This window comes from Cohnella sp. LGH (assembly GCF_017671885.1).
Classification (GTDB): domain Bacteria; phylum Bacillota; class Bacilli; order Paenibacillales; family Paenibacillaceae; genus Cohnella; species Cohnella phaseoli.
The window spans coordinates 466,123-492,413 of sequence record NZ_CP072117.1 but is presented as its reverse complement, the minus strand read 5'-3'; the positions used below and the strand labels follow the sequence as shown (position 1 = coordinate 492,413).

Sequence of the window (26,291 nt, the reverse complement as noted above, 5' to 3'; positions counted from 1 at the left end):
AATTATTAAATATAAAAAATTTTTATTTAATTTACTAAAAGAAAAACCGCCAAGAATGCCTCGGCGGTCAGTCATAAACAGCTAGCCCGTAGTCCGTTCCACGAGTTCGCGCAGCTCCGCCCAAGAAGAAGCGGCCGCGCCACAGCCCCAATCAAATATCGTAAACTCGCCCAATCCGCCTACTTCCGTGCCATCGTGATGGTTGAAATTTTCCATATGAAAACCGTAATCTCCTTCGTCGAAATGCGGATGCACCTTCTCGTACAACGCCTTGACCTCCGGATTCTCCGGGCAGTACATCATGTAAAACGAAGCGCGCATCGCCCACAGACTCCGCAGCAAATACCGCTCGTCTCCGGTACGACGATAAAATTCGTAGTAGGTTAGGGCGAACAAGCTTTGGCGAGCATCATTCCACTCATCGTCGCTGTTCATGACGCCGAACCCGCCGACCGTGGGAACAGCGATATAGGCCGGTTGCCAAATTTGCTGGTAGAGCGATAACTCGGCCAGGATGCGTTCTCCCGCATCCAGCCAGCTGCGCTGTTCCGTCAGGCGAAATAAGATCAGCATGGCCTCCGCCGTCCAATAGATGCCGAAGTTGCATTGGTTATACAGGCCGCTGCGCGTCTCCCTCGTTCCGTATCGTTTGTGATCCCATTGACCGGAACAAGACCAGTAGGTTTCGAAGTCCTCCCAGCGTCCTTCTGCGGCTATCGTATTCAGAACGGCCGACGCAGCGCGTTCCATCGCCTCTATTCTGCCTGGACGCGGATCGATTTCCTGCAATAAACCTAGCAGCATGATATGAGCGGACGTTTCCGCGCTATTTACTAGATAAGGCGAGCAAGCCAGCGTCGCAGGATCGACCCATGCGGGATAATGGCCGTCCTCCCGCTGGAGCTGCAACAGGGCAGTCGCATATCGGTTTACATAAGGCAGTATTCGTTCATCCTGCTCCACGTCCCGATACCATTTAAGCAGCCAATAACATGTCCAGGACGCATCCAACAGATGCACGTAGCGCTCATGACCATCCGGCCTGCGCGGACAGGATAGATGCCAGCTTCCCCGCCCCCAGTCCCCGTCTTCTCCCGCAGCATAGTAGCCCGGAAACAAACCGTTCGTCTGAGGTGCGCTCAAAGTCAGCTCCAGCATCAGATTAGCCTTGTCTACCCAATCGGCCTTGCCTGTCCTCACTCCCGTCAGACGAATGCCGTATGCCGACCGTATACTGCAGAACCAGGCCTGATTCCAGATACTCTTGGGCTCCCTCCATTGATTTTCCTTGCCTTCGCCAGGCTTCTGTCTGGCGGCCACAATAAAGACGACGCCCCCTGCCTCACGCTCCCCGATCCGGAACTGCTGCCAAGTAAGACCGCTCCAGTTCGAGTCCAAAGCCCATTCATATGCCCGCAGCGGATAGCTTTCCAGCTGCTGCATCCACTGCGCCGCCGTGTCGTCGATTCGCATGTTGTCCATCGCCGTCAGTTCCCACAACAGCCGCTCGACCGGACGGAAGTCCCGTCGCGGCGAGCCGATCTTTTTCCGCCAAGATGCCAGATAGAACTTAATCTCCAACGACCGGCTTATCAGATGCGGCTGCGGGGTCATGGCATAATAGACATGGCCGCTTTCCTTGTAATCGCAGACGCCATAGCTGAGCTTCGAATCTTCCTGTACATAATCCATGATGTGCGGTATCGTTCGATGCTCCTGCAGGTGGGCCAAGTCAGGAATAAGCGCGCACAGACGCTCCGCATCCTCCATGATGATCGTCGGGGAACGAAACGCTTTATCACCTATTGTCATATGTGACTCGGGCGCCAGATGAGGCTTCCATACGCATTGCAAGGAAGAATCCGCCGACAAGATCACTTGAAACCCCGCAATCGTCCCGCTCGCTCCCGGCGTTACTTTGGCGACAACCGTATAGTGTTCCCGCTCTGAACTTTCCTGTTGGCCGGACAGCTCTACAGTAACCGCGAACGCGGCGCCATCTGCCGAACTCCCTCTCCAGCCGGCCTCTTCCCGGCTCAAGCGGCACTTCTCCCAATGAGAACCGTTGTACCAGAGAACTTCCATGTCACGCTTCAACCATGACGGCATCAAGTCGATCACCGATCCTTCTCCCAGTTTGTTCGCTCGGCATCCGTTCCCCGTCTGCACCCTACGGCGGTTCCGAACAATTGCCACATTATAAGGAGGTTCCGAAAATCGTGTCAAGCGGAGCGATCGCCAATAACCGGCCCGCTGCTGTGATTTTGTATCAATTCTTGCTCTATCGCGAAACGGAACCTCCGGGTCGATTGTTCGTAGTACTTGTATACAACGTATTCAAGGAGGTATTTATGATAAGCAAAACATCGTTCCGGTTTTTATCCCTGACATTGGCCTTGGCGGTGCTAGCCCCGGCGGGTGCGGCATCGGCCGCTTCAAGCGAAGATACTTCGGCGGTTTACGAGGACACGCGGAAAGCCGCATCCGAGGCGGCGGATCTCCTGACGCAACAATACGGCACAACAAGCATTCAATACGCGCTGATCGACCAAGGCCGGATCGTCGCCTCCGGACAATCCGGCATCAACGACAAAGAAGGCAAGAAGCCGCTCTCGGCAGAGACGATGTACGGAATCGGCTCGGTGAGCAAAATGTTCACAACGGCGGCCGTGATGAAGCTCGCGGACGAAGGCAAAATCGATCTGGATACGCCCGTTACTAAGTACATTCCGGAATTCAAGATGGAGGACGAGCGGTACAAACAGATTACTCCGCGCATGCTGCTGAACCACTCCGCCGGATTTAACGGATCGTCTCTGGCGAACGCTTTTCTGCTTGAAGATAACGATACATACGCGCACGATACACTGCTGGAGCAGTTGGCTGGGCAGAAATTGAAAGCCGATCCGGGAGCTTATTCGGTCTATTGCAACGACTGCTTTACTCTAGCGGAAATTTTGGTAGAAAAGGTTGGCGGCATCGATTTCACGTCCTACATCCATCGCAATTTTACCGAGCCGCTGAATCTGAAGAACACGAAGACGCCTTTGGACGAGCCGAGCGGCTCCAAGATGGCGGGACTCTATCTTCCCGGCATTGAAGATCAGCTTCCGAACGAGACTGTGAACGTCATCGGAACGGGAGGAATTTACTCCACGGCAGAGGACCTGGTTCGCTTCTCGCAGATTTTCACAGGGCAAACCGATGGTGTTCTATCGTCCGAAGCCGCGGAAGAAATGGCCCAGGCGGAGTATAAAAAGGGATTGTGGCCCGAGGATGCCGACAACTCGATCGACTACGGATTGGGTTGGGATAGCGTGAATCTGTTCCCGTTCGGTGAATACGACATTCAGGCGCTGACTAAAGGCGGAGACACCATTCTGTATCACGCGGCGCTGGTCGTTCTTCCCGAGAAGAATATGGCTGCGGCCGTGCTATCGTCCGGAGGCTCCAGCGCGACCAACCAGCTTCTGGCAAGCCAGATTCTTCTTCACGCCTTGAAGGAGAAAGGCGAGATCGAACAGTTCAAAGCGGATAAGTCGTACGGCAGACCGATTAAAACCGAAATGCCGAAGGAACGGATGGAAGATTCGGGAAGCTACGGCTCTACCAATCAAGTGATGAAGGTAGACATCTCCGAGAACGGAGAAATGTCGATCTCCCTCCCCCAAGTGCCGGCATATCCGCCCGAGAAATACGTCTACGCGGCGGACGGCTCGTTCAGGAGCGAAGACGGAAGCGTGAAGATCAACGTGGTGGAAGAGAAAAATGGACGCACCTACCTGTGGGCCCGTCAATACCTCTCTCTTCCGGGACTCGGCCAGATGGCTTTGTCGCAGTATTCCGCCGAGAAGCTTGAGTCTATCTCCGTCCCGCAGACAACGTCGGAGGCTTGGGCTAAGCGCGATGGCAAACGTTATTATCCGATCAACGAGAAATATACGTCCCCCTCTTATTTGCTGGCCTCATCCCTGCAAATTCAGCTGATTGAAGAGGCTCCGGGCTACGTGTTGGATAAGAAAATGACGGGACCGAATACCGCCGCGGCCGACCTGGAGCTTCCAGGTGTAGGCGGAAGAGACGCCAACGAATTCAGCTTTTACGAGGATAACGGCATTGAATATTTGAATCTCGGCGGCAGTCTGTTCGTAGGCGAAGAAGCGTTGAAGCCGATTTATTCGGGCGGCAGCTCCTCGCTTACCCTTCCAGACAACGGATACGCCAAATGGTTCACGATTCCCGATCGCGCCGTCGGCAAGACCATCAAAGTAACTCCGCCGTCTAAAGGCTCTTATTCTGTATACGACGAGAACGGAATTTGCGTGGATTTCGGCATCGTCAATCCGGACCATACGACTGTGCTGCCCGAGAACGGCATCATCGTGTTCGCCGGCGAAGCCGGAGCGAAGTTTGACATTCGCTTAATTAATTAGTCCTCATTGTTGCTGCAAATACCGTTCGAAAAAGGCTCGCACTGAGCAGGAAAGTTCTACGATCCTGCCAATGCGAGCCTTTTCTTTTTGCGTTAAGCGCGGTAAGATCTAACCGTCAATCTGGCATGCCCCCCGATGCCCGACGGGAGCACCGATTTGCCGTAGAGGTTATCCAGGGTATTGGCAATCTGCAGCTCGATGCGGTTCACACCAACGGGATGACCGCATCCGCCCGTCTAGAGGTTAAAGCCTTCCCAGGCCAGATCCTCCAAGGCTGCTTGCCGATTTAAACCGGAGACGGACTCTCTCTGCCCCGGCAGCAGCATCAAATAGTTACGGTCCAACACGATTGGTCCGGTATCGCCCTTCGGCTTCAGGAATACGCCAAGCGCGGCGACTGTCGATATATTCTCGACTTCGATCGTATCGCCGACTTGTCTGACGGCGATCTCGGCCGAGGGCAGGCAGCGCAACGAAGCAAGCGGCGGGGCGCCCTCATTCTCCGCGACCGCGAACAGATAATCGTCGCGCAGCGGTTCCTGGCCGGAGACGGCAAGCTCCACCCTGAGCAGGAAAGCGCCGTCGGCCGCGTCAGCCTGAACTTGCCATTCGATACGCCCGATCGAGAGGACGCCGCCTCCAGCGGATACGACCCCCTCCAACTGCCGGTTCGCCAGCAATTGACCGCCAAATCCGTAGATCGAAGCCGATACGACGGCTCCGCTGCCGGACGGCAACGCCTCGCCTTGCTCGTCATGAAGGTATAGCTCCGCGACGAAACGCTCGCCGGCCCGATAAGAGAGCTTATCGTAACGCGCAGATACAAACCGTGGGGAAAATGCTTTCTTCATCGCATAGTAAGCCGGCTTTGGCAAACCGCCGTATTCGACAAGCGAAGTGTTGGCGCAGTTGGCGAACGGCTCGTTGCCCATCCACACGATGAAGCCCGACGCAGCGGGTTCCCGCCGTCTAACCGCCTCCGCGGCGTAACGCAGAGACTCCCATTGCAAATAGCGACTCGCTTGCGCGTAGATCTCCAATTCGTCCCGGCTCTCGCTCCACGGCCCGAACCATTCCCCGAGCTGGTCCCATTGAATCCACCATGCGCCGCGATGCACCCAATACGGGTTATTCCGGTTCGGCGGCCAGACCGTAAATTCGTCCTTCCACTTATGAAGCGTATCCGCACTCGTCATCCCTGGCGTTCCGGTCTCCGACCGGAACAAGGCATCGTCGCGATTGAAATAGGCATAATGAACCGTATCGCCTAAGTATTGCCACGGCCCGTGAACGTCGTGATGAACGCCTTTCCCGAAATCGCGTTCTTCCGCGGTGAATCTCGGGCCGGATGCGCTCGCCGGCAAGAAGGGACGTCCCGGATCGAGTTCGCCGACCAGCCGCTTCAGCATCGCGATGTTGGCATGTCGCTCGTCGACGGGCACGAACCCCTCCCACATCAGCTCGTTGCCGCCGCACCAGAGAAGCAGGCTCGGGTGCGCCCGCTTCTCCAGAATCGCGTGCGTCGCGGCCTGCCTCAAGCGATTCATGAAGCTCTCCCCGCTCGGAGGACAATTGTTGATGCCGCTGGACGATTGCAGAAAATCCTGCCAGACGAGCAGTCCGTTCGCGTCGCAAAAATCGTAGAACGCCTCGTGTTCGAATATCGCGCCGCCCCATACCCGCAGTACATTGATATTCATCGCTTTGAACGTGCTTAGATCCGCTTCGTAATGCCTTTGCTCGATCGTACCGTAAAAGGGGGAAATCGGAACCCAGTTGACACCCTTGAGGAAGATTCGTCTCCCGTTTACGACCGCCGTGTAAGGCAGGGCTCCGGCCGGTCCGTTGTCGTTGGCCGCCATCGCGATCCGTCGGAAACCGACTTTCTTCTCCGCTTCCGCCTGCACGCGTCCACTTTCATCCGTCAATCGCACTTTGGCGGTATATAGGTACGGCGCGCCTAACCCGGTCGGCCACCACAGCTCCGTCTTATCCAAGCGAATCGACTGGCCTACCGCGTTGATTCCCCCGTTCAAGGACACGATCGCCCGTTCCAGAGCCACGCATTGTCCGGATGCATCCGCGATTTCGTATTCCGCTAGCAAGTTGCCGGCATACAGAACATCCAACGTTAAGTTAAAATCGACTTCGCCCGACTCCAGATCTTCTCCGGGAACCGTTCGCGGGTAAAAATCGACGATCTTCGCCTGGCTGTACGTGCGCACGCCGACGCCTTTCCAAATGCCGACCGGCACGATTCGCGGACACCAGTCCCACACGTAGTTGAACCGCGATTTGACTATGTCGATCCGTTCCGTGTACCCGTATTGTCCGTCCACTTCCGGAGTCTGATAGAAAAGCACGTACAAGTGGTTGGGACCGTCCTTGGCCGTTCGGATGCAGGAGGTCACATCGATGATATGCGGCGTGAACATGCCTTCGAAAGAGGCGACCTTCGTCCCGTTCAGGAGGATTTCGCCCGCGTAATCCAACCCCTCGAATACCAATTCGCAGCGGCTTTCCACCCAACCGTCCGGCAGCTCGAACGTCTTCTCGAACGCCCATTCGCGGTTGCCCACCCACTCGGACTCCAGGCTCCTGAGCCCGATATTCGGATCGGATATTCGGCCCGCTCTTAGCAAGTCGGCCTGAACCGCGCCCGGAACGGCCGCGGGCAGCGGACCTACCGCCGGAGGAAAGGCGGTTCCGAGCTCCATCGACACCGTAAACTTCCATTGATTCCGGTACCAGCCGGTCAACGTCCAGTCGCTGCCGTTTAATGAGTGGTTTTTCAACTTACGTCACCTCTCTCTCTTCCCGTTTGAACTGGACAAATAACGGTTATCAACCGATTAGCGGCTATAGGTTATCGGCAACGACTTTGTTTGTCCCCGTAGCCCCGTCATAAATCCCACTGCCGGATTCGGACGTATCGTTATCCGTGACGATGTAGTAATTCAATACGCGGGTTCCGTCGTCGAAAAGTCCGATGCCGTTCCGGTCATAATCGCTATATACGCGATTATTGCTGACGATGACATGCTTGCCGCCTTCGATCTGCACGCTGTCGCATGTCGTGCAATTGCCGGCATTCAAGCGGTTATACACGACATTGCGCTCCAGCATATTTCCCGTAATCGTCACGTTGTCTCCCATGGAGAAAATGCCCTGAAGCTGCTGATCGCCGATCCGGTTATCCGCGATCGTAATTCGACTGGCTCCCGCCTCGATCAGGATTCCTCTGCGAGTCGCGGTCCCCTCTTCGTCTCCCGCGCCGATCCAGGAATCCGCCACCGTTACGCGAGAGGAGCTGCCGGCGATATAGATTTGTTGGTGATGAGCATTCTCGACGATGCAGTTGACGATGTAACGGGCAAACCCCGTGCCCCCGCTTACGATGCCATAGTTGTACGCCGCCCCGTTAATGACAGTCGTGGTGTCGATATTGATGCCGTTGGAATCCCCCTCCATCAACACGCCCACGTTGGTCGGCTCCAGAAAGTTGGCCGACATTTTGTAATCCGCTCCCGACCAGAAAACGACGTTAGCTCCGGGAAAGACCGAATTCCCCCTCATACTGCCGCTCACCATCACATTTGAGTTGAGAATATTGGCAAACTGAGTATTAAATCCCGTTGCGCCCTTCACGCCGACGGAAATGCCGTAACCGGCATTGTAAACCGTAACGCCGTCTATCGTCGTAAACCGAGCATACTCTACTCGGATCCCATAGGAAGGCGAATTCACGACATCCGTGTTCGGGGCTACGGAACGATCAACCGTCAAGTTTTTCACTTTGTTATGCGTCGTCTGATGCATATCCGTCGTATGGCCGATATGGATCACCGCGTCCGTGCTTTTGTTGAGGAAAATGGCCGAGCCTTTTCCCGTGCCTTCGAGTTGCACGTTATGACCAGTCACGCGCAGAGTCGAACTGATCTTGTAGCTCCCCTTCGGGAAAAAGACGACTCCGCCGCCCGCGCTTTGGGCATCGTTAATCGCGCTCTGAATAGCCGTCGTATCATCGGTCGTGCCGTCGCCAACCGCATTATACGGCGCGGCTTTGACATTGTAATCGGAGTCGCTTGCCGCTTCGGCTCTCGGAGGCACCACGCCGATAACCCCCCAAATCACCAACGCTGCCAGAAGGGCAGCCGTTATTCTGTTTGAAATCATCCGATATCCTACCATCTTGTTCGTTCCTCCCATGAGGTGAATTTTAATAGCCGTACATCTAAATTCGAGTGCAATCTACAACCAGAACGCCAGGCGCATCCGGGATCGCCAGCATTAATCCGCGCTGCAGCTCTTCACCCGTTAGGACGCCGATTTCCTCATGACCAAGCACGTCCAGCAAACGGTATGTTCCGCTTGCGTCCACCCAGGGAAAACGAACCGTCTCCTCCTTTAGCCCGCTTGTCTCCGGCCGAAATAGAAGAACCCAGCCCTCTCCCTTCTCTGACACCTTGGCCGCCCCGTCCCAGATTCCGGAAGCGGACGCAACCCTTCCGCCCTCCGTCGAATACGGCTCATAGCGGCGATCCGCATGCTCCCGGCAGTCCGGAGCGCGAAGCGAATCGGATACCCGGAAGAAGTCGTAGACATCAAGCTTGCCGCGATAAGATTTGACCCAATCGATCCAATAACGGTAATGCGCCTTGTCTTCCTCCGACAGCTGCCGTAAATCCCCGTAATACAAGCCGTGCGCAAGAAGCGCCGACCAGAAGCCGTAGCTCTTCGCCAGCGGGTCCGTCAAGTGACAAGAGCCGAAATTCAGCGTGTAGCTGGGGACGATCCGACTCCGATTATGGATAATCCGGCGAAGCGGCTCCAGCCATCCGGTGTCTTGATTCGTGACCCAGTTCTGATGAGCATGCTGGATGTGGGCCAAGTCGGTCCCGTGCAAAACCCCGTATAGCTCGAAGGACAAATCGACGAGACAATCCGGGTTTCTGCGCCTGATCTCGTCCATGATCCGGAACATGCTGCGGTAAATGCCCAAATGCGAGGATTTCGCAGTCGGATGATGATGATCTTGGGCATGGCACCCGATCGATTTCCCGGGATTATAGGGATCGCGCACCGATGCCAGATCGAGCTTGAGCAGCGAAACTCCGTATCGTTTGACGACGGTATCGATTTGATCGATGATCCAATCGGCGTAGCCGGAGTCCAAGCACATGATTTGCGTATCCGTCCAGCCGACCATAAAGCTTCGTCCGCCGTCTTCGTCGATCTGTCTCCATTCGGGATGGCTCCGTGCGATTTCCGAATCGACATGAACGTTCGGGACGGACATCCACAGCCCCAGCTTCATGTTATGTTTGCGGCAAGCCTCGACGACCGGCTCGAGACCGTTCGGAAACTTCCGCGGATGCGGGCGGTAATCGCCGTGGTCCACATGCCAGCCAAAGTCGAGTTGATAAGCGTCGACGCCCAGTTCCGCCGCGACCCGGATATTTTCCAGCACGATCTCTTCCGTAATTTCGCTTTGAAAAGTTTCCCAAGTGTTGACCGTGAAAGTCGGAATGTCCCGCGCCCTGGCAATCGCCAGAACATTTCCCACGAAATCGCGGAACGGGCCATCCACCGCGTCCTGCAAGCCTCCCGCGAACGGAAGTAGGAACCCCGCGTCCGTCTCGAACGATTCGCCCTCTCCCAAAACCCACTCAAAGACGGTTTCTTCGTTGAAGTTGTACGCGATTCGCATCCGGTCCGGTTCGCGGAACAGCTCCAGCCGCTTCATGGAGCCGGGCGCTTCGGTCGCGACCAGAATGCCGGCATCAAGCTCGGGCCATACGACCCCCATCGCGCTTTCGTCCATGTTGTCGGCGGCTTCCGGTGAATTTCTAGTGAAATATTGATGATATACGCTCCGGCCTTCGCCGGAGGCGAGCCGCAAATCCTCCCAAGTCATGTACTGAAGCCGCAGCGGATCCGGGAATTGGTTGCGAACCCGGATTCTCTTGCGGATGACGGGATAGTCCCGATAGACGTCGAAAACCAATTCGACATGCAGATTGCCTCGCGATTCATCCCACGGCTCCGGTCCGAACGGCTTGAAGACCTGCTCTTCTGACGGTTTCAGCTCCAATCGGAAAATCCATCTCTCCCCTCCGGCGAATTTCGTCGTTTCATGAGCAACGCAGCGGAAATGCTCGCACTGGAAAAACCTCATCGATTCCTTCATATATCCGGCGAAAGCAAACTCGTATCCGCCTTCTTGCAGCAACTCGATGCCGCGGTACCCGAGGGATGCCGTTCGAAGCGTTCCGGCCTCGTCGATCGAGATCGATCTCCGAAAACCGTTCGTCTCCAATTCAAAGGTTATGGGTTGCATAAGGACACTTCCTCTTCTCGTGATGAAAAAGATAACTCGATCGTCTCCAGCTTTTTCCCGCCTATCGAAACGCTAACACTCGTCCCGTCCACGCGGATCTGTTCGAAGCGGCGTTCGTCCAGATCGACGCGATAGGCAGCATCAATCGGTTGGTGGAACTCCAGCTTGCATGACTTCTTCGCGTCCGTCGCGTTGAACAACCGCACGATGACGCGTTCCTCGCGGTCTTCCCCCGCTTTGACCGCGGAGACTTGCACGCCGTCCGAGCCCTCCACCGTAAGGAACGAAGCCGTCGCAAGAAAAGAACCGGCATAATGGAACGGGTCCTCCCGAACGACCTTGTTGCGATCGCGGTCGACGGTACGGGGTTCCTGGACATAGGACTGCCAGCCTTTCCATAGTTTTTCGGCGAACGCGTCCCCTGGGGAGTAAGGATATAACGCGTATTCGAACGTCAGCTCTTGCAGGAGTTGGCCGCTGTCGTCGCCGTCGCTCAGAACCTCCTTGTGCGTCGACCGGTACAAGGTTAACGACGCGGTCACGTCTTGGTCTTCCGACATCGCCGCCTCGTACAGCCCTTTGCTCAGAATGGCGAGACCCGCCTTGTCGTCGTGAACGGCCACGATGCCGTTATGGGGAACGACTTCCGAAGCGGTCTCCAGGTAATCCCGGTAATCCGGACGCCGAAGCGGGCGTTTCACTAGATCGAACGGCGTGCTCGTATAATAATGGTCCGCTTCCCGGCCTGTCGGGAATTTCAGCGAGAGCCGGTGATCCCGGGCGGCATTTGCGACTTTCGTGCGGAAATGGACGACCGGATCGTCTTTGCGAAGCTCGATGAGTGTCTCGATGGCAAGCTCGGTCGATTCGGCGCTTCGCTGCAGTCCTCCGGGAACCGCGCCAACCGGAACGCGCAGTCCCAGGTTCACCGCGATAATCGTCACCAGAGGACCGTCCGACCGGATCGAGATGCCGGTGTTCCCTCCCATGGACGTATATACGGAATCAAGCGCCGGAGCCGCGCGGTTCCACCCTTCCCCAACATCGCCGTCGTCTTCGAAACGGTGCAGACCCGAGAAAGCTTCTCCCGTCGCATGATCGAAAACCGATACGGAGCCGTCCCCATGAACCGTCAAGCGAACCCTGCCGTTATCCCAGGACCGTCCGTCAACTCGCATCGTCCCCGGATTCCGAACGGGAACGGCCAACGCGTATCCGGCGTATTCTCCCACGCCCGGGGGCTTGGACGAGATCGTCCGAATGCCGAACGTCCGGTATCCGAAGGAAGGAACGCTCGCGGATACGGCGACCCGATACCAATCGGCGGCTTCCGCGTAAGGAATATCTCGGTAAGGTCTCCAGGTGTGCGTCGCGTTTTTCTTGACGTCAAGCAACTGATAAGGAAGCTCTTCCCCGTTCTCTCCATAAACCCGGAATCCGTCTGCGCCGACGGTAGGGCCGGGCAACCCCGTCTTCGCATCGACGGGAAGGAAGAATTCGAGCGCCATGACGCCGGAGCGCTCGAAGCGAGACGGATTGAAGGCCGTCACGATCCGCTCCCCGGTCAAAGCGGAAGCATCGATATGATTCGATATGAAACGCAACTGCTCCCGAATGACGCCTTCCGACAGCAACCGGCTTTGATCGAACCGGTATTCCATGTCCTTGTGGACCTGGCGAATTGAGCAGCCGCAGATCGAGTCGTGCGGATGGTTCTGCAGCAGGAATTCCCACGACTTCTCGAGAAACCGCGCCGGATAGGCCTTCCCCGACTTCAGCCGGGTAAATACGCTCCACGGCTCCGCCCATGTTTCCAGAAGCTTCTCCGCTTCCCAGTTCGCCTGCTTCAAAGGAATGCGGGAGGACAGCACATTGGCAAGCACCATGTTGTTGAGTCCCGCCTGCCCGGGCGACCTTTGTTCCCCGACTAGCAGCTCCAGTTCGCCCAGCATCGGCCTCAGCTCGTCCAAATACCGCTCCAGCGTGGAATGTTCGAAGGAGACTCCCACATCCGGAAGCCCGTTCAGCGTTCGGATTAGATTCGGAAGCTGCGGTTCAACCTCCACATGGTCCACGCCGTCGAGTCCCAGCCCCAAGCCGGTCGTCCCCCGCGCGCTTTTGTAGCTGCGCATCTCCAAGGCCCGCTCCTTCAACTTCTCGCTATCATACTGAAACCCGGACGACGCGAACGGCCAACGGAAGAAGAAGTAAAAGTCGCCGTAGGAGCGGTCCTCATCCAATTTCAGCGCGAAAACGACGGAACCGTCCGCTCCTTCCCACTGCAGCTCGGACGCTTGGTCCTTCCCCTTGAAACCGCGGAAGAGCACCGCGTTGTCGATGCCGAAGCCGCGAAGCAGCTGGGGAAGCTGGCTGTTGTGTCCGAAGATGTCCGATACGTATCCGCTTTTGAGCGGCTCGGCCCCCCAACTCCTTGCCCGGCGAAAACCTGCAAGCAAATTCCGGATCAGGGACTCCCCGCTAACGAGAAATTCATCCGGCATGACGTACCAAGGCCCCACCGAAATTCTTCCCGCCTGAATGAGCGCAAGCAGGCGGTCTTTATTTTCCGGCCGCATCTCCAAATAATCATCGACGAGGATCGTATGGCCGTCCATCATGAAATAACGATATTCAGGATCGTTCTCCATCACGTCCAGAAGCTCATCGATCAGATAAACCAACCGTTTGCGGAATCCCTGAAAATCCTGGTACCATTCCCGGTCCCAGTGCGTATGGGAAACGACGTGTATTTTGGTAAGCGACGGTTTCATGCACTCATGCCTTTCATAGGGTTTATCCTTTAATAGCCCCGGCGTTGATTCCGTTCATGAACGGCTTCATGGCGAACAGGAAAAGAACGACCAAGGGAATCGATGCCAAAGTATAGCCGGCCATCATGACCGTAAACTGATTGCTTCCCGGCTTGTCGACCAGAAAGGCCAACCCGATCGGCAGCGTCCGCAGACTGTCCCTACTGATCGTAACCAAGGGCCACAAAAAATCGTTCCAGGTTCGCAGAATGCTGAGAATGCTGACCGTCGCGATCATCGGAACGGTTAACGGAAGCACGAGCTGAAGCAGAATGCGAATTTCCCGGGCTCCGTCGATCCGCGCGGCTTCGATCAACCCCTGGTCGATGCTTTCGAAGAATGTTCGAAGCAGCAGCATGGCGAAGGCGAGACCCACCGCGATGCCGGGCAGAATCAAAGCGCTGTGGGAATTGAGCAGTCCCAAGTCCCGCACGAGAAGATACGAAGGGACGAACGTAAGAACGATCGGAATCATCATCGTCGCCAATAGAACCTGGTATAGGATCGCCTTGCCGGGAAAAGTGAACCGAGCGAAGATGTAGGCGGAGCCGGCGCTGACGAACAGAATGCCCGCTACCGTCAACAGCGACACCTTGACGCTGTTCCCGATATAGGGAAGCACCTTCGGCGCGGCAGTCCCGAAATTCTCGAAATGAACAGCCGTGAAATCCGGTAGGAAAAAGTTGATCGCGAGAGAACCGGTAGACTTCACGGAGGTGAACAGCATGAACAAAATCGGGTAAAATGTGGCTGCCAGCATCAGAATGACGAAAGCGTATCGGATGATCTCGGCTGTTTTACGCATGCTCATGAGACTTTCTCCCCGCTTTCTTTCGACAATCTCATACTAAGCAAAGATAGAATGAAAATGAACGCGAATAGGGAAACGCCGATGGCGGACGCATATCCGTAACGGCCAAACAGGAAGGCATTTTTGTAAAGCAAAATGCCCGGCACGACGGAGGCGTCCATCGGCCCGCCCTGCGTTAGTAGAAACACGTTGTCGTAGTTTTGGAGCAGGGAAATCAGCGATAGCAAAAGCAGAATTCTCGTCTGTCCGGCCAACATCGGAATTTCCAAATGCCACAGCGTCCTCCACGAGGTAGCGCCGTCGATTTTGGCGGCTTCGTACATTTCCTTTGGGATCTGCAGAAAGCCGGCTAAATAGATCAGCGTATTGGCTCCATTGAGCCAAGGGAATCCGGCGAACACGATGGCAGTCACCACGACCGTTACGTCGCCCAACCAGGCCTGCTGCAAAAAATCCAATCCGACGAGACCCAGAAGCCGATTCACCAGCCCTTCCGGTTCGTAAAACTTTTTCCAGAGGAGATACCCGACAATTGCGGGAATGAGAGACGGCACGATAACGAAAATCCGCATGACGTATTTGCTTTTCGCGCTCCGTATATGGTGAATCACCCAGGCCATCAGGAAGGAAATGCCGACGGCTTGGAGGATCCCCGCGACAGCCAAGATCAGAATGTTTCTCACCGCGCGCCCCAAGAGGGGCTCGTTCCAGAACAATTCCCGGTAATTGTCGAAGCCGACGAATTCCGTACGGTTGCCCCCCGACCAATCGAGCAACGAAATCTGGAATCCGCGCAAGAAAGGATAGAAGATGAAGAGCGCGATAAACGCAAAAGGAATAAGCAAAAACAGATAAAGGTACCGAGCTTTATAGACCGATTTCAATGTATGGCGCATAACACGGCTTTCCTCTCCACGGCGTCGATCGATTTCCCGAGGAGCGACACGGTCGGTTCGCGTCGCCCCTTTCCCGGGAATTTCCGATTACGCTGCTATTTAAGATGGCTGTCGATGAAGGCCTGGTCGACCTGATCCTGAAATTGCTTCAGATTTCTCTCCAGAGCGGCCAAGTTGGAAGCGCTGCGCTTTTGCAGGAATTCGTCAACGGTCAGGGCTTCGGACCACAGTCCCTGCCATTGGGAATGGAATTCTTCGAAATCCTTGCCCGTATCGAATACCGGCGGCAAACCGAACCCGTAAATTGGCATTTCCGCATACCTCAGCGCCGCGTCTACTTTCTTGGCTTCGGCGGGGTAGGTGATGCCCTCAATCGCCGAGGCGTCGGGTTGTAAGGAGTTATCCTTGCTCTCCCGCTTCAATTCGTACAACTTGTTCACTTCGCCGGGGGAAGTCAAAAATTGCAGGAAATCCAGCGCAAGCTCACGATTATCGGATTTTTGGCTGATCACCCAACCGTTGCGGAGACCGGACAGCGGATTCAATCCGCCCGCGGTCAAGCCCTCATAGTTCTCGGTAGTAATCGTCGGGAAGTTGACGACATCCCACTGGAATACGCGGTCCGCTTTGCCTTCGTCCTTGAGCTTGGCCAACTCGCTGTCCGTGCTGGGGAAGCTGAACGTTCCGTCATACTTCTGAACGGCGTTTTGGGAAATGAACTTGGACAAGAGTTCGGATCCGTCGGCCGTCAGCAGGTTATCGTTAAAGTACGGCTTCATCTGGAGGATCAGTTCCACCGCTTTGCGGTACTCCGGAGACTTAGCCGGGTCGATGAGTCCTTTCTTGAAAGCGACATAGAGCTCGTCGACCGTATACGTTTCTCCGTTGTTACTGTCCGGATCATCGAACTTGTACGTCCATCCGTCGGCATGCCGCAAGTTGATTTGTTCCGTCTTAACCCTGAACATGGCGTTCAGCATCGTTTGGAACATCCACCATGTTTGAGCGTCGTTATTCTTGATCGCCGTATAGAAAGGCAAATACCCCGCGTTTTTCAGCTTTTCGCTCGTTGTCAGGAATTCATTCCAGGTAACGGGCGGAGTCTCGATGCCGGCTTTCGCATAGGCATCCTTGTTGTAAAACATTCCGACCCATACGAGCGACCAGGGGACGAGCTTGGCTTGACCGGCCGCATTGCGAGACGTATCAAGGAACGGCGAGATGAAATCGTCTTTCCACGCCTTCCCCGAGTCGGAGTACGGATTGGGTTGATTCAGGTAATCATCGAGCGCCAGAATGCCGTCGGCCCCCTCGAACGCGCTCACCATCGCCGGTTCCGCGAGCATCAGGTCGGCGGATATGCCCCCGATCATCTGAGCTTTCAGAGCTTCCGCGTAGTTCGCGTAAGGCATCGACTCCAGTTCGATCTTGACCTCGGGCTGCGCAGCGTTGTAATCCGCGATCGCCGCCCGCATTTGATCGCCCCATTCATCTTCCATGAACGTGACGACACGCAGCTCGCCGCTCAAGCTCCGTGTGGTTCCGCTTTCATTTGATGCCGCGGTAGTGGGGGAAGCAGAATTTTTGACCTCGTTCGTCTCTTTCGAAGAACCGAAGCACCCGGTCAACAGGCCGGACATGAGCGCCATACATACAAGCAGAATTACCGAGCCTTTTCTCAGTCTGAGCATGCGATATCCCCTTTTAATATAAGTTATGTACAAACATGATTTATATTGTCATGTTTGTATTTACAATTAAATTCTATTATGCGAATTATCTCATGTCAATGAGAAAACAAAAAAAAGCTAAAAAAAACTCCCGACTTTCTTAAGCCGAGAGATCGTATATTTTTTCTCTTCCCGGGATCTAGCTTCGGGCTTTCATCGAGGTAAGATTCGTTTTCAAGACAGGCTGAAGAACGGTTTTCCGATAATCGGCGCTTTCCGTTCCTTCGCTATTCGTCGCAGCTTCTGCGATCTCCACGATCATCTCCGCGGCCGTACGGCCCATGACCGTTTCGGACTGGTCGACATAAGTGAAATAAGCGAACTCGTCCTGCAAGGAGGTCGGGTTGTCGAAGGAGACGATGGAAATGTCCTCTGGAATTTTTAAGCCGTTGGCTTTAGCCGCGTGGTAGATCAAAATGGCAATCGAATTATGCAAAGCCAGATAGGCGGTCGCATGCCGCGCTTTGATATAACGGTACAAAGGATGATCCTGATCGAAGTCGAGATGTTGGATATCGATATCGGAGAGCATCAGCGAAGGATTGATCATCGCCCCCCGAGCCGTCAATTCCTTCACGTAGCCGTCGATTCGGTCCCGGATCGTCACGGTAGGAAAATCGATTCCCGAGCACACCGCAATGTCCCGATGGCCCAGATCCCACAGATGGGAGACCGCTAAGCGGGCTCCGGCTTGGTTGTCGGAACCGACGAAATGCGTCTCGATGCCGGGCAGATAGCGATCAATCAGGACGAACGGGAATTGCCGCAGCTTTAAAGACAGTATTTCATCGTTATAGGCATTGTCGTCCACGGGAAAAATGATGAGTCCGCTTACCCCCGCCTCGATTAGTTCCCGAATTGCGGCGCGCTCTTGTTTCTTCGAGTTGTTCGTGAGCGCCATGGTCAGACTGTATTGCCTCTCGTTCAAGGCTCTCTGAACGCTGTCCACGATTCGCATCGCAAACATGCTGTCGATATTGGGCATGACGAGTCCGATTTTCCTTTGCTCGTCCGCTGCGTTTCTCGCGGCCTCCGACGCCTTCCCGGTCGATGAGGATTGCGCGGTACCGGATGATTCCCCGTTCTCCGGCCTCTCGGCTACGAACGTCCCTTTGCCGGGAATCCGACGAATGAGACCTTCTTTGGTCAAATGGATCATCGCAGTCGATATCGTCATGCGACTGACCTTAAATTGTTCTTTAAGCTCATGCTCGGTAGGAATCTTGTCTCCAGGCTTCAAATCGCCGTTTTGAATCCTTTCGCGAATGTCTTCTTGAATAACAGAGTACAGCGGTTTTCTTGACGCTTGATCCATCAGGGGCCTCCAGCAACTTTGATATATACTTATCATATTCAATTTGATATTGTCATGTCAAATCAAACATATCCTGTTGTGAGACAAATAAATAGGTCCATGCACAATTGCATGGACCTTCACACGAATCTTGGACATACCGGAAAGCCTAAAGAGGGCCGCAACAAGTCACTCGCCAGGTCACTTGCAGATAAGGCATGCCAGCTCCTCTTTAGCCCGAGTCCGTCACCGACTGTCGGCAGTTATGAACTCGGCCAAATAAACTTGATCCGTAAAGCCCCCCGTTGCATACAGCTTGCCGTTGAATAACTGTGCCGAGTACAGGATAACGTTATCGGGCACGGCATGTCTCGACCAATCGTTCCCGTCTTTGGACAAATAGACAGACCCGTTATTGCCGACCGTTACGAATGTGTCTTCGAAATTACGAATACTGTACAAACTCGGAGATAGCGTACTCATTCCTGCCGGTTTCGAATATTCAAGGCTTTGCTTCTTCCATTTCGTACCGTCCTCGGATTTGAACAAGGCGTATTCCCGATCCACATGATATCTCTGCGCAGCCGTTATGATGAACATTCCGTTGCCCCATATCACGTCCGATAGATTAAATATGGCGTCCCCATTCGGGCTTTTGATTTGTTTGCCCGCCTTCCATACCGTGCCGTTATCCGAGACTAGCGTAACTCCCCATTCGCCGACTGCAACGAACTTTTTGCCGCTCCAGGCAATGGAGTAGATAGACGCCGTCGTGTTTGTCTTGTGCTTCGTCCACGTCTTCAAATCTTTCGAAGTCATAATAAGTCCGTTCGAACCGGTGACATAATAAATTCCGTTGGCCTTGATAATACGAGATAACGACTCTTTAATCGGCGTAGCGGCGGCCTTGCTCCACTTGACCCCGTCTTTGGACGTCATCATCAGGCCTTCCGCCCCAACGGCAAAAAATTGACTGCCCGTCCACAGAACATCGTAAAGCGGGAATTTGCCAAACTCAAAACTGGAGCGGTCGACCCCCTTGGAATCGATGGACCATAGCTCCCTATCTGCCGCTTTCTCGGCTTGGGGGTAGTAGTCGTCCACCTCGCCGCCAACGGCGACCAGCTTGCCCCCTCCGACGGCCATGCTGTTCAAATGAACCGGCCGGAGAACGACTTTCTTAAGCAGCTTCCATTGCACCCCGTTCGCGGACGTATAGATTCCGACGTCCGTATAGATGACATATTGCTTGCCGTCATGCAGCATATTGAGATTATAGTAGGTTCCGAACGTCAAGTACTGTTTGGAAGGCAGCGGTCCGACGCCTGTCATGTCGACCCATTGCTTGCCGTCCTTCGACGTCTTTAATACGGAAAACGACTCGATCCTGTCATTGGAATATTTCGAACCCTCGGCAAAGAACCGATCCTTCACCCATATGACTCTGTTCCAGAAGATGCCGTCCGATGGCACGGACGTCCATTTGACCCCGTCCTTGGACGTAAGCAGCAAGTAATCTCCAACCACGACGAAGGTGCTCCCCCCGAAGTGAAGATCGCGAATCGTCCTATCCTTCGTCGGGATCGCAACCTTCTTCCACGTTATGCCGTCTTTGGACACGGCGGAAGTGCCTTCGCCGCTTAAAGCGACGAACGTGCCGTTGCCCCAGACGATATCCCCTAGAGCCGACTTCATGCCGGTTTTGCGCTGGGTCCATTTCAAGCCGTCTTCGGAGGTCATAACAAGCGCTCCGTCGCTGTCGCCGCCGACGGCTACGAATCTGCTGCCGTTAAACGCGATCGAATCCAGCTTGTCGATAGTCCGATCGTATTCCGTCCAGTTCAATCCGTCCGCCGAAGTCCACAACGACGATTTGTTGTGTAACTTAAATTCGAGCGCGACGAATCGGCCTTTGCCCCAGACGATCGCCTGCATCTCGAAATTTTCGAGCTGCGGATTTTTACTCCAGGCGACTCCGTCCTTCGACGTGCAGCCGTCCGAGCTGACGTATATTCCGTTGCCGTAAGCATAGAGATCCTTATGGTTAGCGAGGTCTGTAAGCTCCGGATAGAGCTTCGTCCATTCGAGCTGCTCTTCGCCTGTCGCTTCCGACTGAGTCGGATCCGTGAATTCAACCTCCTCTGCCTGAACCATCGGCGACGAATACAAGGGAGTAGCGAGAATGAATGCAAGCAACAAGGTCAAACTGCGAAACATACGCATAGCAAAGTATCTCCTTTTTCAGTCGATATATCGGTAAACTTTTCCATTTATTATATACATAATTCGACAGCTTGTCCCGACTAATCGAAAAAAGGTGATTTGCAAGCCGCGGCAGTATCTTTCTCCAATCATGAAAAAGTGAAAAAGAGGCTGCCCAATAAGTGAAAGAGTCGTACCGATAACCATGTACGCTCCTACTTATGGGACAGCCCCTTCTAAGAGAAAGTTCAATGCATTCCTTTCTTAATCGAACTTGACGAATAGCACGGAATGCTTAGGCAGAAATACGGAAATCGTCCCGCCCTCCCTCGCGATTCCGGAGTCTTCCAAGCGATCGAACCGCCGCTCCCGATCCATAATCAGCCACTCGCCCTGTCGCGAACCGAGCTCCGGCCAAGAGATTCGGTATTCTCTGCTCTCGCCGCCGAAATTGCTGATCCACAGGGCCGAGCCTCCAGAGTCGTTCGTTACGGCAAGCGCATATACCCCTTGCGCTCCATCTCCGGTTTCGGCTTCTATCCGATGCGAGTATCCGCATAACTCGTTGAATTTGCGGAACACATCGTAGACTTTCGTCGGCACGCCGTAACGATCAAACAGTCCGCAAAATAAGTTATGGGGCTGAGCGTCGTAGTAATTCGCTTCATGAACCGGGCAATCCTGGAGCAGAGCGAACAGCGCCGCCGCGAACGAAGCGCCCTCTTCGTTCTTAATCCGTTCGAAAGTCGTTTGCCGTTGCATCGCCCCTTCAGGCTTCCATAACTGCTCGCCTGCGAATTTGAAGAAGCCCCATTCGTTCAAGTGACACTCCATGTCGGAATAGCCCGCTTCTTCCAGCCAGCGATTCACCAACCTGGAGTTCGCCGCGATCGCCTCCGGGTCGCCGGCATACGTATGCCATGTAAAAAAATCAAGCGGCAGTACGTGTGTACGGCAATACTCGATAAATCCCTGAGTGAACGGGTGATTGACCATCGTGGCCGCATGTCCTCCGACCTTAAGAGTCGAGTCATGCCGCTTGATCGCAAGCGAGGCGACACGGTATAGCTCATAATATTGCTCGGCCGTCCCCGTCCACATCACCTGATTGTCGGGATTGTCCGGCTCGTTCCAGATTTCCCAATACTCGATTCCATAATGAAATCCGTTCGCCCATCCCTCGTTATAATGCCGAATAATGCCTACGCATATTTTCGCCCATTTCTCGTAATCCTTGGGCGGGTGCACATAATATTTCGTCTTGGTATGCTCGATGCTTTCTCCCAGGCGATAGACGATTTTAGCTCCCGTCGAGAGAACGGACGCGAGATAAGCATCCGTCCTCTCGAAATCGTAGCTCGCCTGATCTTCCGGATCGCGGTCGAAATCGGGGAAAATCGTATGAATGTCTACTTCCCATGCATGCGGCCAATTCACGTCATGCAATCTGACGAGCGGGAATGCCGCATTGTGAAAATGCTCCGTAACGTCGACTAACGAGCCGAAGCTGACAGGTCCGTTGTTCACCCCATGCAGCTTTTTCAGAGGCCCGTTTGTACGATCGGGCCGAACTTGAATATCCATCGTGATGATCTACCCCTTCATAAGCCTTTTGGACGTGATTTCTCGGATCGGTACAAATTACGGGACGAGCTTGAGTGAACGGAAGAGCGCGCTATCCTTCTCGTCTCCGATGCCGCTTCCCCACTCGATGTACCCTTTGCGTCCCGAGCCGTCGTTGTCGTTCACGAGCAGGGATACGCTGAGCATGCCGTCGCCCGAAGCGGCCGGAGCCAATTCCGTCCATGGCAAAGCGATTTCATAGAAAGTCGTCTTCGTGGTCTCGTTGCGAGTGATCGCCACGTTTCCATTGCTCACCGGCCCCGAAGTATAACCTTCCGTACCTAACCAACGGAACAATTCCGGCCCTTGCGGCGTCAACGCCGCTCCGAACTCGTGCCATAACCCGCTCTCTCCCGGAGTGCCCTGGGCAATGCTGAATTGCAAGCTGTCGCCTTGCCAGATCGAGCCCGCTTGACTCGTCTGCGAGAAGACATTGTCTTGAATCTTGGCGGTAATATAGACATTGTTCTGATCCCAGTTCAGCCAGATGTCGCCGTTCAAATCCGAGCTTCCGCCGTAATTCTGAATCAAGTTGTTGCCATCGGTCGCTAGATTGGCGATCCGCGTGCCCGGATTAGCATCCGCCGTGCCGTCGACCGTAACGGTCCGATTTTTCATATCTTTCATGGCGGATGGATTGCGGCCGATCAGCTTGCCTTCGTAGACGTAGGCAATCGATCCGTTCGCCAGGAACGACAACGTCGTCGCGTAAGGCGTTCCGGCCGTCAGCCCCGTGACGGGCAAGTCGATGCTTCCCGACGAATGGGCGGCAACGGTCAACCCCGCGTTCAAGGTCCCGGTTTGGGTGCCAACTTGCCAATCCACTTCGTCGAGCGTATAGGGTTGCGAGCTTCGGTTAACGACCGCCATGCGAATCGCATCCCCGCTTCCCGTCAGAACATGCTTGGCGCTGAAGACGACCGGATCCACTAGACGGACGTCGGCGGACAGCTTCGCGATCGCCTGACCTCCCGCTTTCACGATTCCGAACAACGTCTGATCGTTGCTCAAAGCCGGAACCGAGATCTGGTACTGCTGCTGTTGGCCTGCCCCGACGTTGATCGCCACCGCTGTTCCTTGAACCTCGACGGTTCCGCTGATCGCTTGGCTGCCCGAAGCGGTGTTATCGACGGACAACGTGAGAACCGCCGCTTCCCCCTTAACGGCCTCTCCGCCTGTAAGCGTAAATCGATTGTTCGCGATAACGGTAGACGAGCTTGCGTTCATGTAGACCGGGGCTCCCGTAACCGTCAAATATGCATAACCGTTGTGCGGATTTAAAGTCGTCGTCCCGCCCATCACGTCCGTAATCACGATCGGAGAGCTCGTCTGGATCGCGACTTGCTTCGGTGTAGAAGACCAGAGAACGCGTTGCTGGACGCTTCCGCTACCGAAGATGTAGCTGTAAATATTGGCTGCGACGGTCTCCTTGTGATCATACGGCTTACCTTCCAGCTGTCGGGTCATGACGCCGTAAGCGGCGTATCCCGGTTTAGGAGCGTACTTGCCGAGCGCATCCCTCGCATTCCTTATCAAGCCGAAATTTTGTTCGTTAATGATCGGGTCGATACCATCATTCATAAAATCGTACCAGTATACTTTCTCGACGCCCGCCGCCAGTTGAGTAACATTCGCGCGCACGACGTACGAGGCTTGCGAGGACTCGCTAATACCTCTGGCGTCCAATTGAGTCGGCCATCCGGTCTCCGTTCCCCAGATCGGCTTGGATTGCCCGTTATTGTACTGCTTCACGAGAGTGTCGAGCTGCTTTAGCTCCGCCTCCATCCCTTCCGGAGAGGCGGGATAGTTATACGGATGCACGGACAGAATGTCCATGTATTGAAGCCCGCCGAGTTGGAACAATTCCTCCATCCAGCTCCAGTCGTTATGCGCGACTACCCCGCCGATGACGATCGTGTTGGGATTGGCCGCTTTGATTGTCTGGTAACTGGTCTTCAACAATTCGTAGTAGTAAGAGGGCAGATTATCCGCCGGTCCATCTCCGAAATCGCCCATAATATTGAATTCGTTATAAACCTCCACCCACTTGGTGGCGGGAAAATCGCTCAACAGCGCATTGCCGTAGTCGGCGAACGCTTGTCTGCCGGCGTTCGTATAAGGGGTTGCTCCGCCGTCGTGATTCGCATTGTTAAACGACAAGATCATCAGCGGTTCCAGGTTGTTATCTACCGCTGTCTCGTAGTATTCCGTGTAATCCTCCGGCGTCTCGTAGACGCCCGCGCTCGGCTCCATGCGGCTCCAATACATCTCATCGCTGAAATTTTTCGCTCCAGCGTTCTCGATCAGAGGAATCATATCGGGATTCCAGCCATGCGCGAAGTGAGTCGCTACGCCGAAAGAGGAGGCGTTCGTCTGGCTCAGGTCGACGGGAGACAGTACGGAGAACGTCGTCTCGGCCGTACCGACCGGTTGTCCCGCCGAGCTTGCCTCAACCTTAAAGCGGTAATACCCGCTGCCTAACTGCGGAAGCTGCAGCTGCGCCGTGCCGTCGATCGTTTGGGTGCCGGAGCCCGCTACGCGACGCCCCCAGAAGTCGGTCGCCGACCAGACCAGATCGGCGTCCTGCGCCAGGTCGACTTGGAAAACGATCGTCTCGGCCGTACCGAACGAATTCCCCAGATGATCCTGCTTAATACGAATCGTCGGCCTAGGCACATGGGCGCTTACGTCGTCAATCCAGAGCGTTCCGCTTGTTTGTGTCCCTACAAGTTCCGATTCTTCCATCAGTACATCCATGCGGATGGCCGGGCCATGCCATAGGCCGTCTTCCGCTCCGCCCCAATGGTAGGTACCGGGTCCGGGCAATCCGGCTAGATGCGTGACAACGATCTGTTGCCAGTTTCCGTTCGGCTGGATTTCGATCCGCTGCTGATGAATTTGTCCAGTCTCGTCGAACAGACGAAGTGCGATCGCGTTAAGATCCTGCGTTTTCACCCAGAAGCTGAGCTCTTCCATGTCGATGTCCGGCAATTCTTTGTTCATCGAGACGTAAACTCCGCCGTTCGTGAAATCCCCCGTCAGCTTCCCGGCAGCGGCGCCGGTATGATGCTCGTTCGTATCCCGGGTAAGAGTTCCCGTCGCTCCCGGAAACTCGGGACCGTTATGGAACGCCCAGCCTACGTCGTTCCCTTCGTAGTCGCTGATGATCTCGTCGTCGTAATACGGCCCGGCCGGACCGTCAGGGACGGTAGCGGTCACCTTGTCGACCAGCAGCGTTCCGGTGGTCGGCGTGTTCACGAAAGCCCCGTACTCGAGATTCAAGCCCACGCGGATAGCGGGACCGTGCCATAAACCGTCTTCCGCTCCGCCCCAATGATACGTTCCGGGTTCGTTCCCGCCGGCCAGATCCGTGATCACGATCTCCTGCCAGTTCGGACCGGGCGTAATATCGATTTCCTGCTGATGGATTTGGCCGGTGCTGTCTGTGAGCCGGAGCGCCAGCCAAGCCAAATCCTCCGTCTTGATCCAGAACCGCAGCTCTTGCATGTCTACGTCGGCCAAGTCCATGTACATCGAGACGTAGTTGCCTCCGCCGGAGAAATCCCCCGTTAGCTTGCCGGATTTCGTTCCTTCGTAGGAATCGTTCGTTTCCGCAACCAAGCCGCCGGTCGCGCCGGGGTATTCAGGCCCGTTGTGGAAAATCCAGCCTTCGTCGTTGCTTTCGAAATCGCTGATCGTCTGTTCGACGGTCCCTTGTTGGGCATAAGCCGTTAGCGGTTGCGGTAAAAAACGGCCTACGTTCCCTGCATTACCTGCGATTATTGCAAATGCCAGTAAGACCGTGAATACTCTTGCCGCAAGCGTCGTTAACGAACCTTTGCTGCTCCCGTGCTTTGAAGCTCTCATCATGGACACCCCTCTTCAGTAGTGGTGTAGCGCGATCCAGCCTTGCTTCCAAGCCTTTCGCTTCCCAGTATACAAAAGGGGGAATAGAGCGTATATGTCACTTTCTATAGAACTCTTATCTTCCGTTCGCAAGATTCATTGGCTACGAATATGCCAAGGGGCTGTCCCGTAAGTTTAATTGCTTGAGAGGATCGATATATAAAAATAGGGGTATGTATCTTCTGTAGACTGCCTCATACGCTCCTGAAATTACCTCTTCACGGGTTTCCCCGTTCAGATTTCATG

General features: G+C 54.8%; 13 protein-coding genes. 1 reads left to right on the top strand and 12 read right to left on the bottom strand.

Features of this window, described 5'->3' with window-relative positions; genetic code table 11:
- Nucleotides 1–81: 81 nt before the first annotated feature.
- Complete coding sequence (locus J4772_RS01950; protein WP_209073943.1) at nucleotides 82–2,121, bottom strand: hypothetical protein; 2,040 nt, start codon at nucleotides 2,119–2,121, stop codon at nucleotides 82–84.
- 230 nt (nucleotides 2,122–2,351) lie between these two features.
- Here J4772_RS01950 and J4772_RS01945 point away from each other — a divergent pair, with 230 nt between their 5' ends.
- Complete coding sequence (locus tag J4772_RS01945; RefSeq protein ID WP_209073942.1) at nucleotides 2,352–4,433, top strand: serine hydrolase domain-containing protein; 2,082 nt, start codon at nucleotides 2,352–2,354, stop codon at nucleotides 4,431–4,433.
- Between the two features lie 236 nt (nucleotides 4,434–4,669).
- On the opposite strand, the gene J4772_RS01940 is transcribed toward J4772_RS01945, so the two are convergent.
- The 11 genes from J4772_RS01940 to J4772_RS01890 form a co-directional block, all read right to left on the bottom strand.
- Complete coding sequence (locus J4772_RS01940) at nucleotides 4,670–7,228, bottom strand: glycoside hydrolase family 2 protein (RefSeq protein WP_209073941.1); 2,559 nt, start codon at nucleotides 7,226–7,228, stop codon at nucleotides 4,670–4,672.
- A gap of 64 nt (nucleotides 7,229–7,292) precedes the next feature.
- Nucleotides 7,293–8,624 carry a glycosyl hydrolase family 28-related protein gene (locus J4772_RS01935; protein WP_209073940.1) on the bottom strand — a complete coding sequence of 444 codons (1,332 nt, stop codon included), beginning with the start codon at nucleotides 8,622–8,624 and terminating at the stop codon, nucleotides 7,293–7,295.
- 43 nt (nucleotides 8,625–8,667) lie between these two features.
- Complete coding sequence (locus J4772_RS01930; RefSeq protein ID WP_209073939.1) at nucleotides 8,668–10,773, bottom strand: glycoside hydrolase family 36 protein; 2,106 nt, start codon at nucleotides 10,771–10,773, stop codon at nucleotides 8,668–8,670.
- A complete protein-coding gene (locus tag J4772_RS01925) occupies nucleotides 10,761–13,544 on the bottom strand; it encodes an alpha-mannosidase (protein ID WP_209073938.1) in 2,784 nt (927 codons plus the stop codon). The genes J4772_RS01930 and J4772_RS01925 overlap by 13 nt, the downstream gene beginning before the upstream one ends.
- A 22-nt stretch (nucleotides 13,545–13,566) precedes the next feature.
- A complete protein-coding gene (locus J4772_RS01920; protein WP_209073937.1) occupies nucleotides 13,567–14,394 on the bottom strand; it encodes a carbohydrate ABC transporter permease in 828 nt (275 codons plus the stop codon).
- Complete coding sequence (locus tag J4772_RS01915) at nucleotides 14,391–15,290, bottom strand: carbohydrate ABC transporter permease (RefSeq protein ID WP_116064360.1); 900 nt, start codon at nucleotides 15,288–15,290, stop codon at nucleotides 14,391–14,393. Before J4772_RS01915 ends, J4772_RS01920 begins: the two co-directional genes overlap by 4 nt.
- Before the next feature lie 95 nt (nucleotides 15,291–15,385).
- A complete protein-coding gene (locus tag J4772_RS01910; protein WP_209073936.1) occupies nucleotides 15,386–16,981 on the bottom strand; it encodes an ABC transporter substrate-binding protein in 1,596 nt (531 codons plus the stop codon).
- A gap of 178 nt (nucleotides 16,982–17,159) precedes the next feature.
- Complete coding sequence (locus J4772_RS01905) at nucleotides 17,160–18,335, bottom strand: GntR family transcriptional regulator (protein ID WP_209073935.1); 1,176 nt, start codon at nucleotides 18,333–18,335, stop codon at nucleotides 17,160–17,162.
- A 225-nt stretch (nucleotides 18,336–18,560) separates the two neighbouring features.
- Nucleotides 18,561–20,537: a sialidase family protein gene (locus tag J4772_RS01900; RefSeq protein ID WP_209073934.1), complete on the bottom strand. Its 1,977-nt coding sequence runs from the start codon at nucleotides 20,535–20,537 to the stop codon at nucleotides 18,561–18,563.
- A gap of 243 nt (nucleotides 20,538–20,780) precedes the next feature.
- On the bottom strand, nucleotides 20,781–22,100 hold the full coding sequence (locus J4772_RS01895) for a GH39 family glycosyl hydrolase (protein ID WP_209073933.1): 1,320 nt from the start codon (nucleotides 22,098–22,100) through the stop codon (nucleotides 20,781–20,783).
- 57 nt (nucleotides 22,101–22,157) lie between these two features.
- Entirely contained in the window at nucleotides 22,158–26,009 is a 3,852-nt protein-coding gene (locus J4772_RS01890; RefSeq protein ID WP_209073932.1) for a sugar-binding protein, read from the bottom strand.
- Between the last annotated feature and the right edge of the window lie 282 nt (nucleotides 26,010–26,291).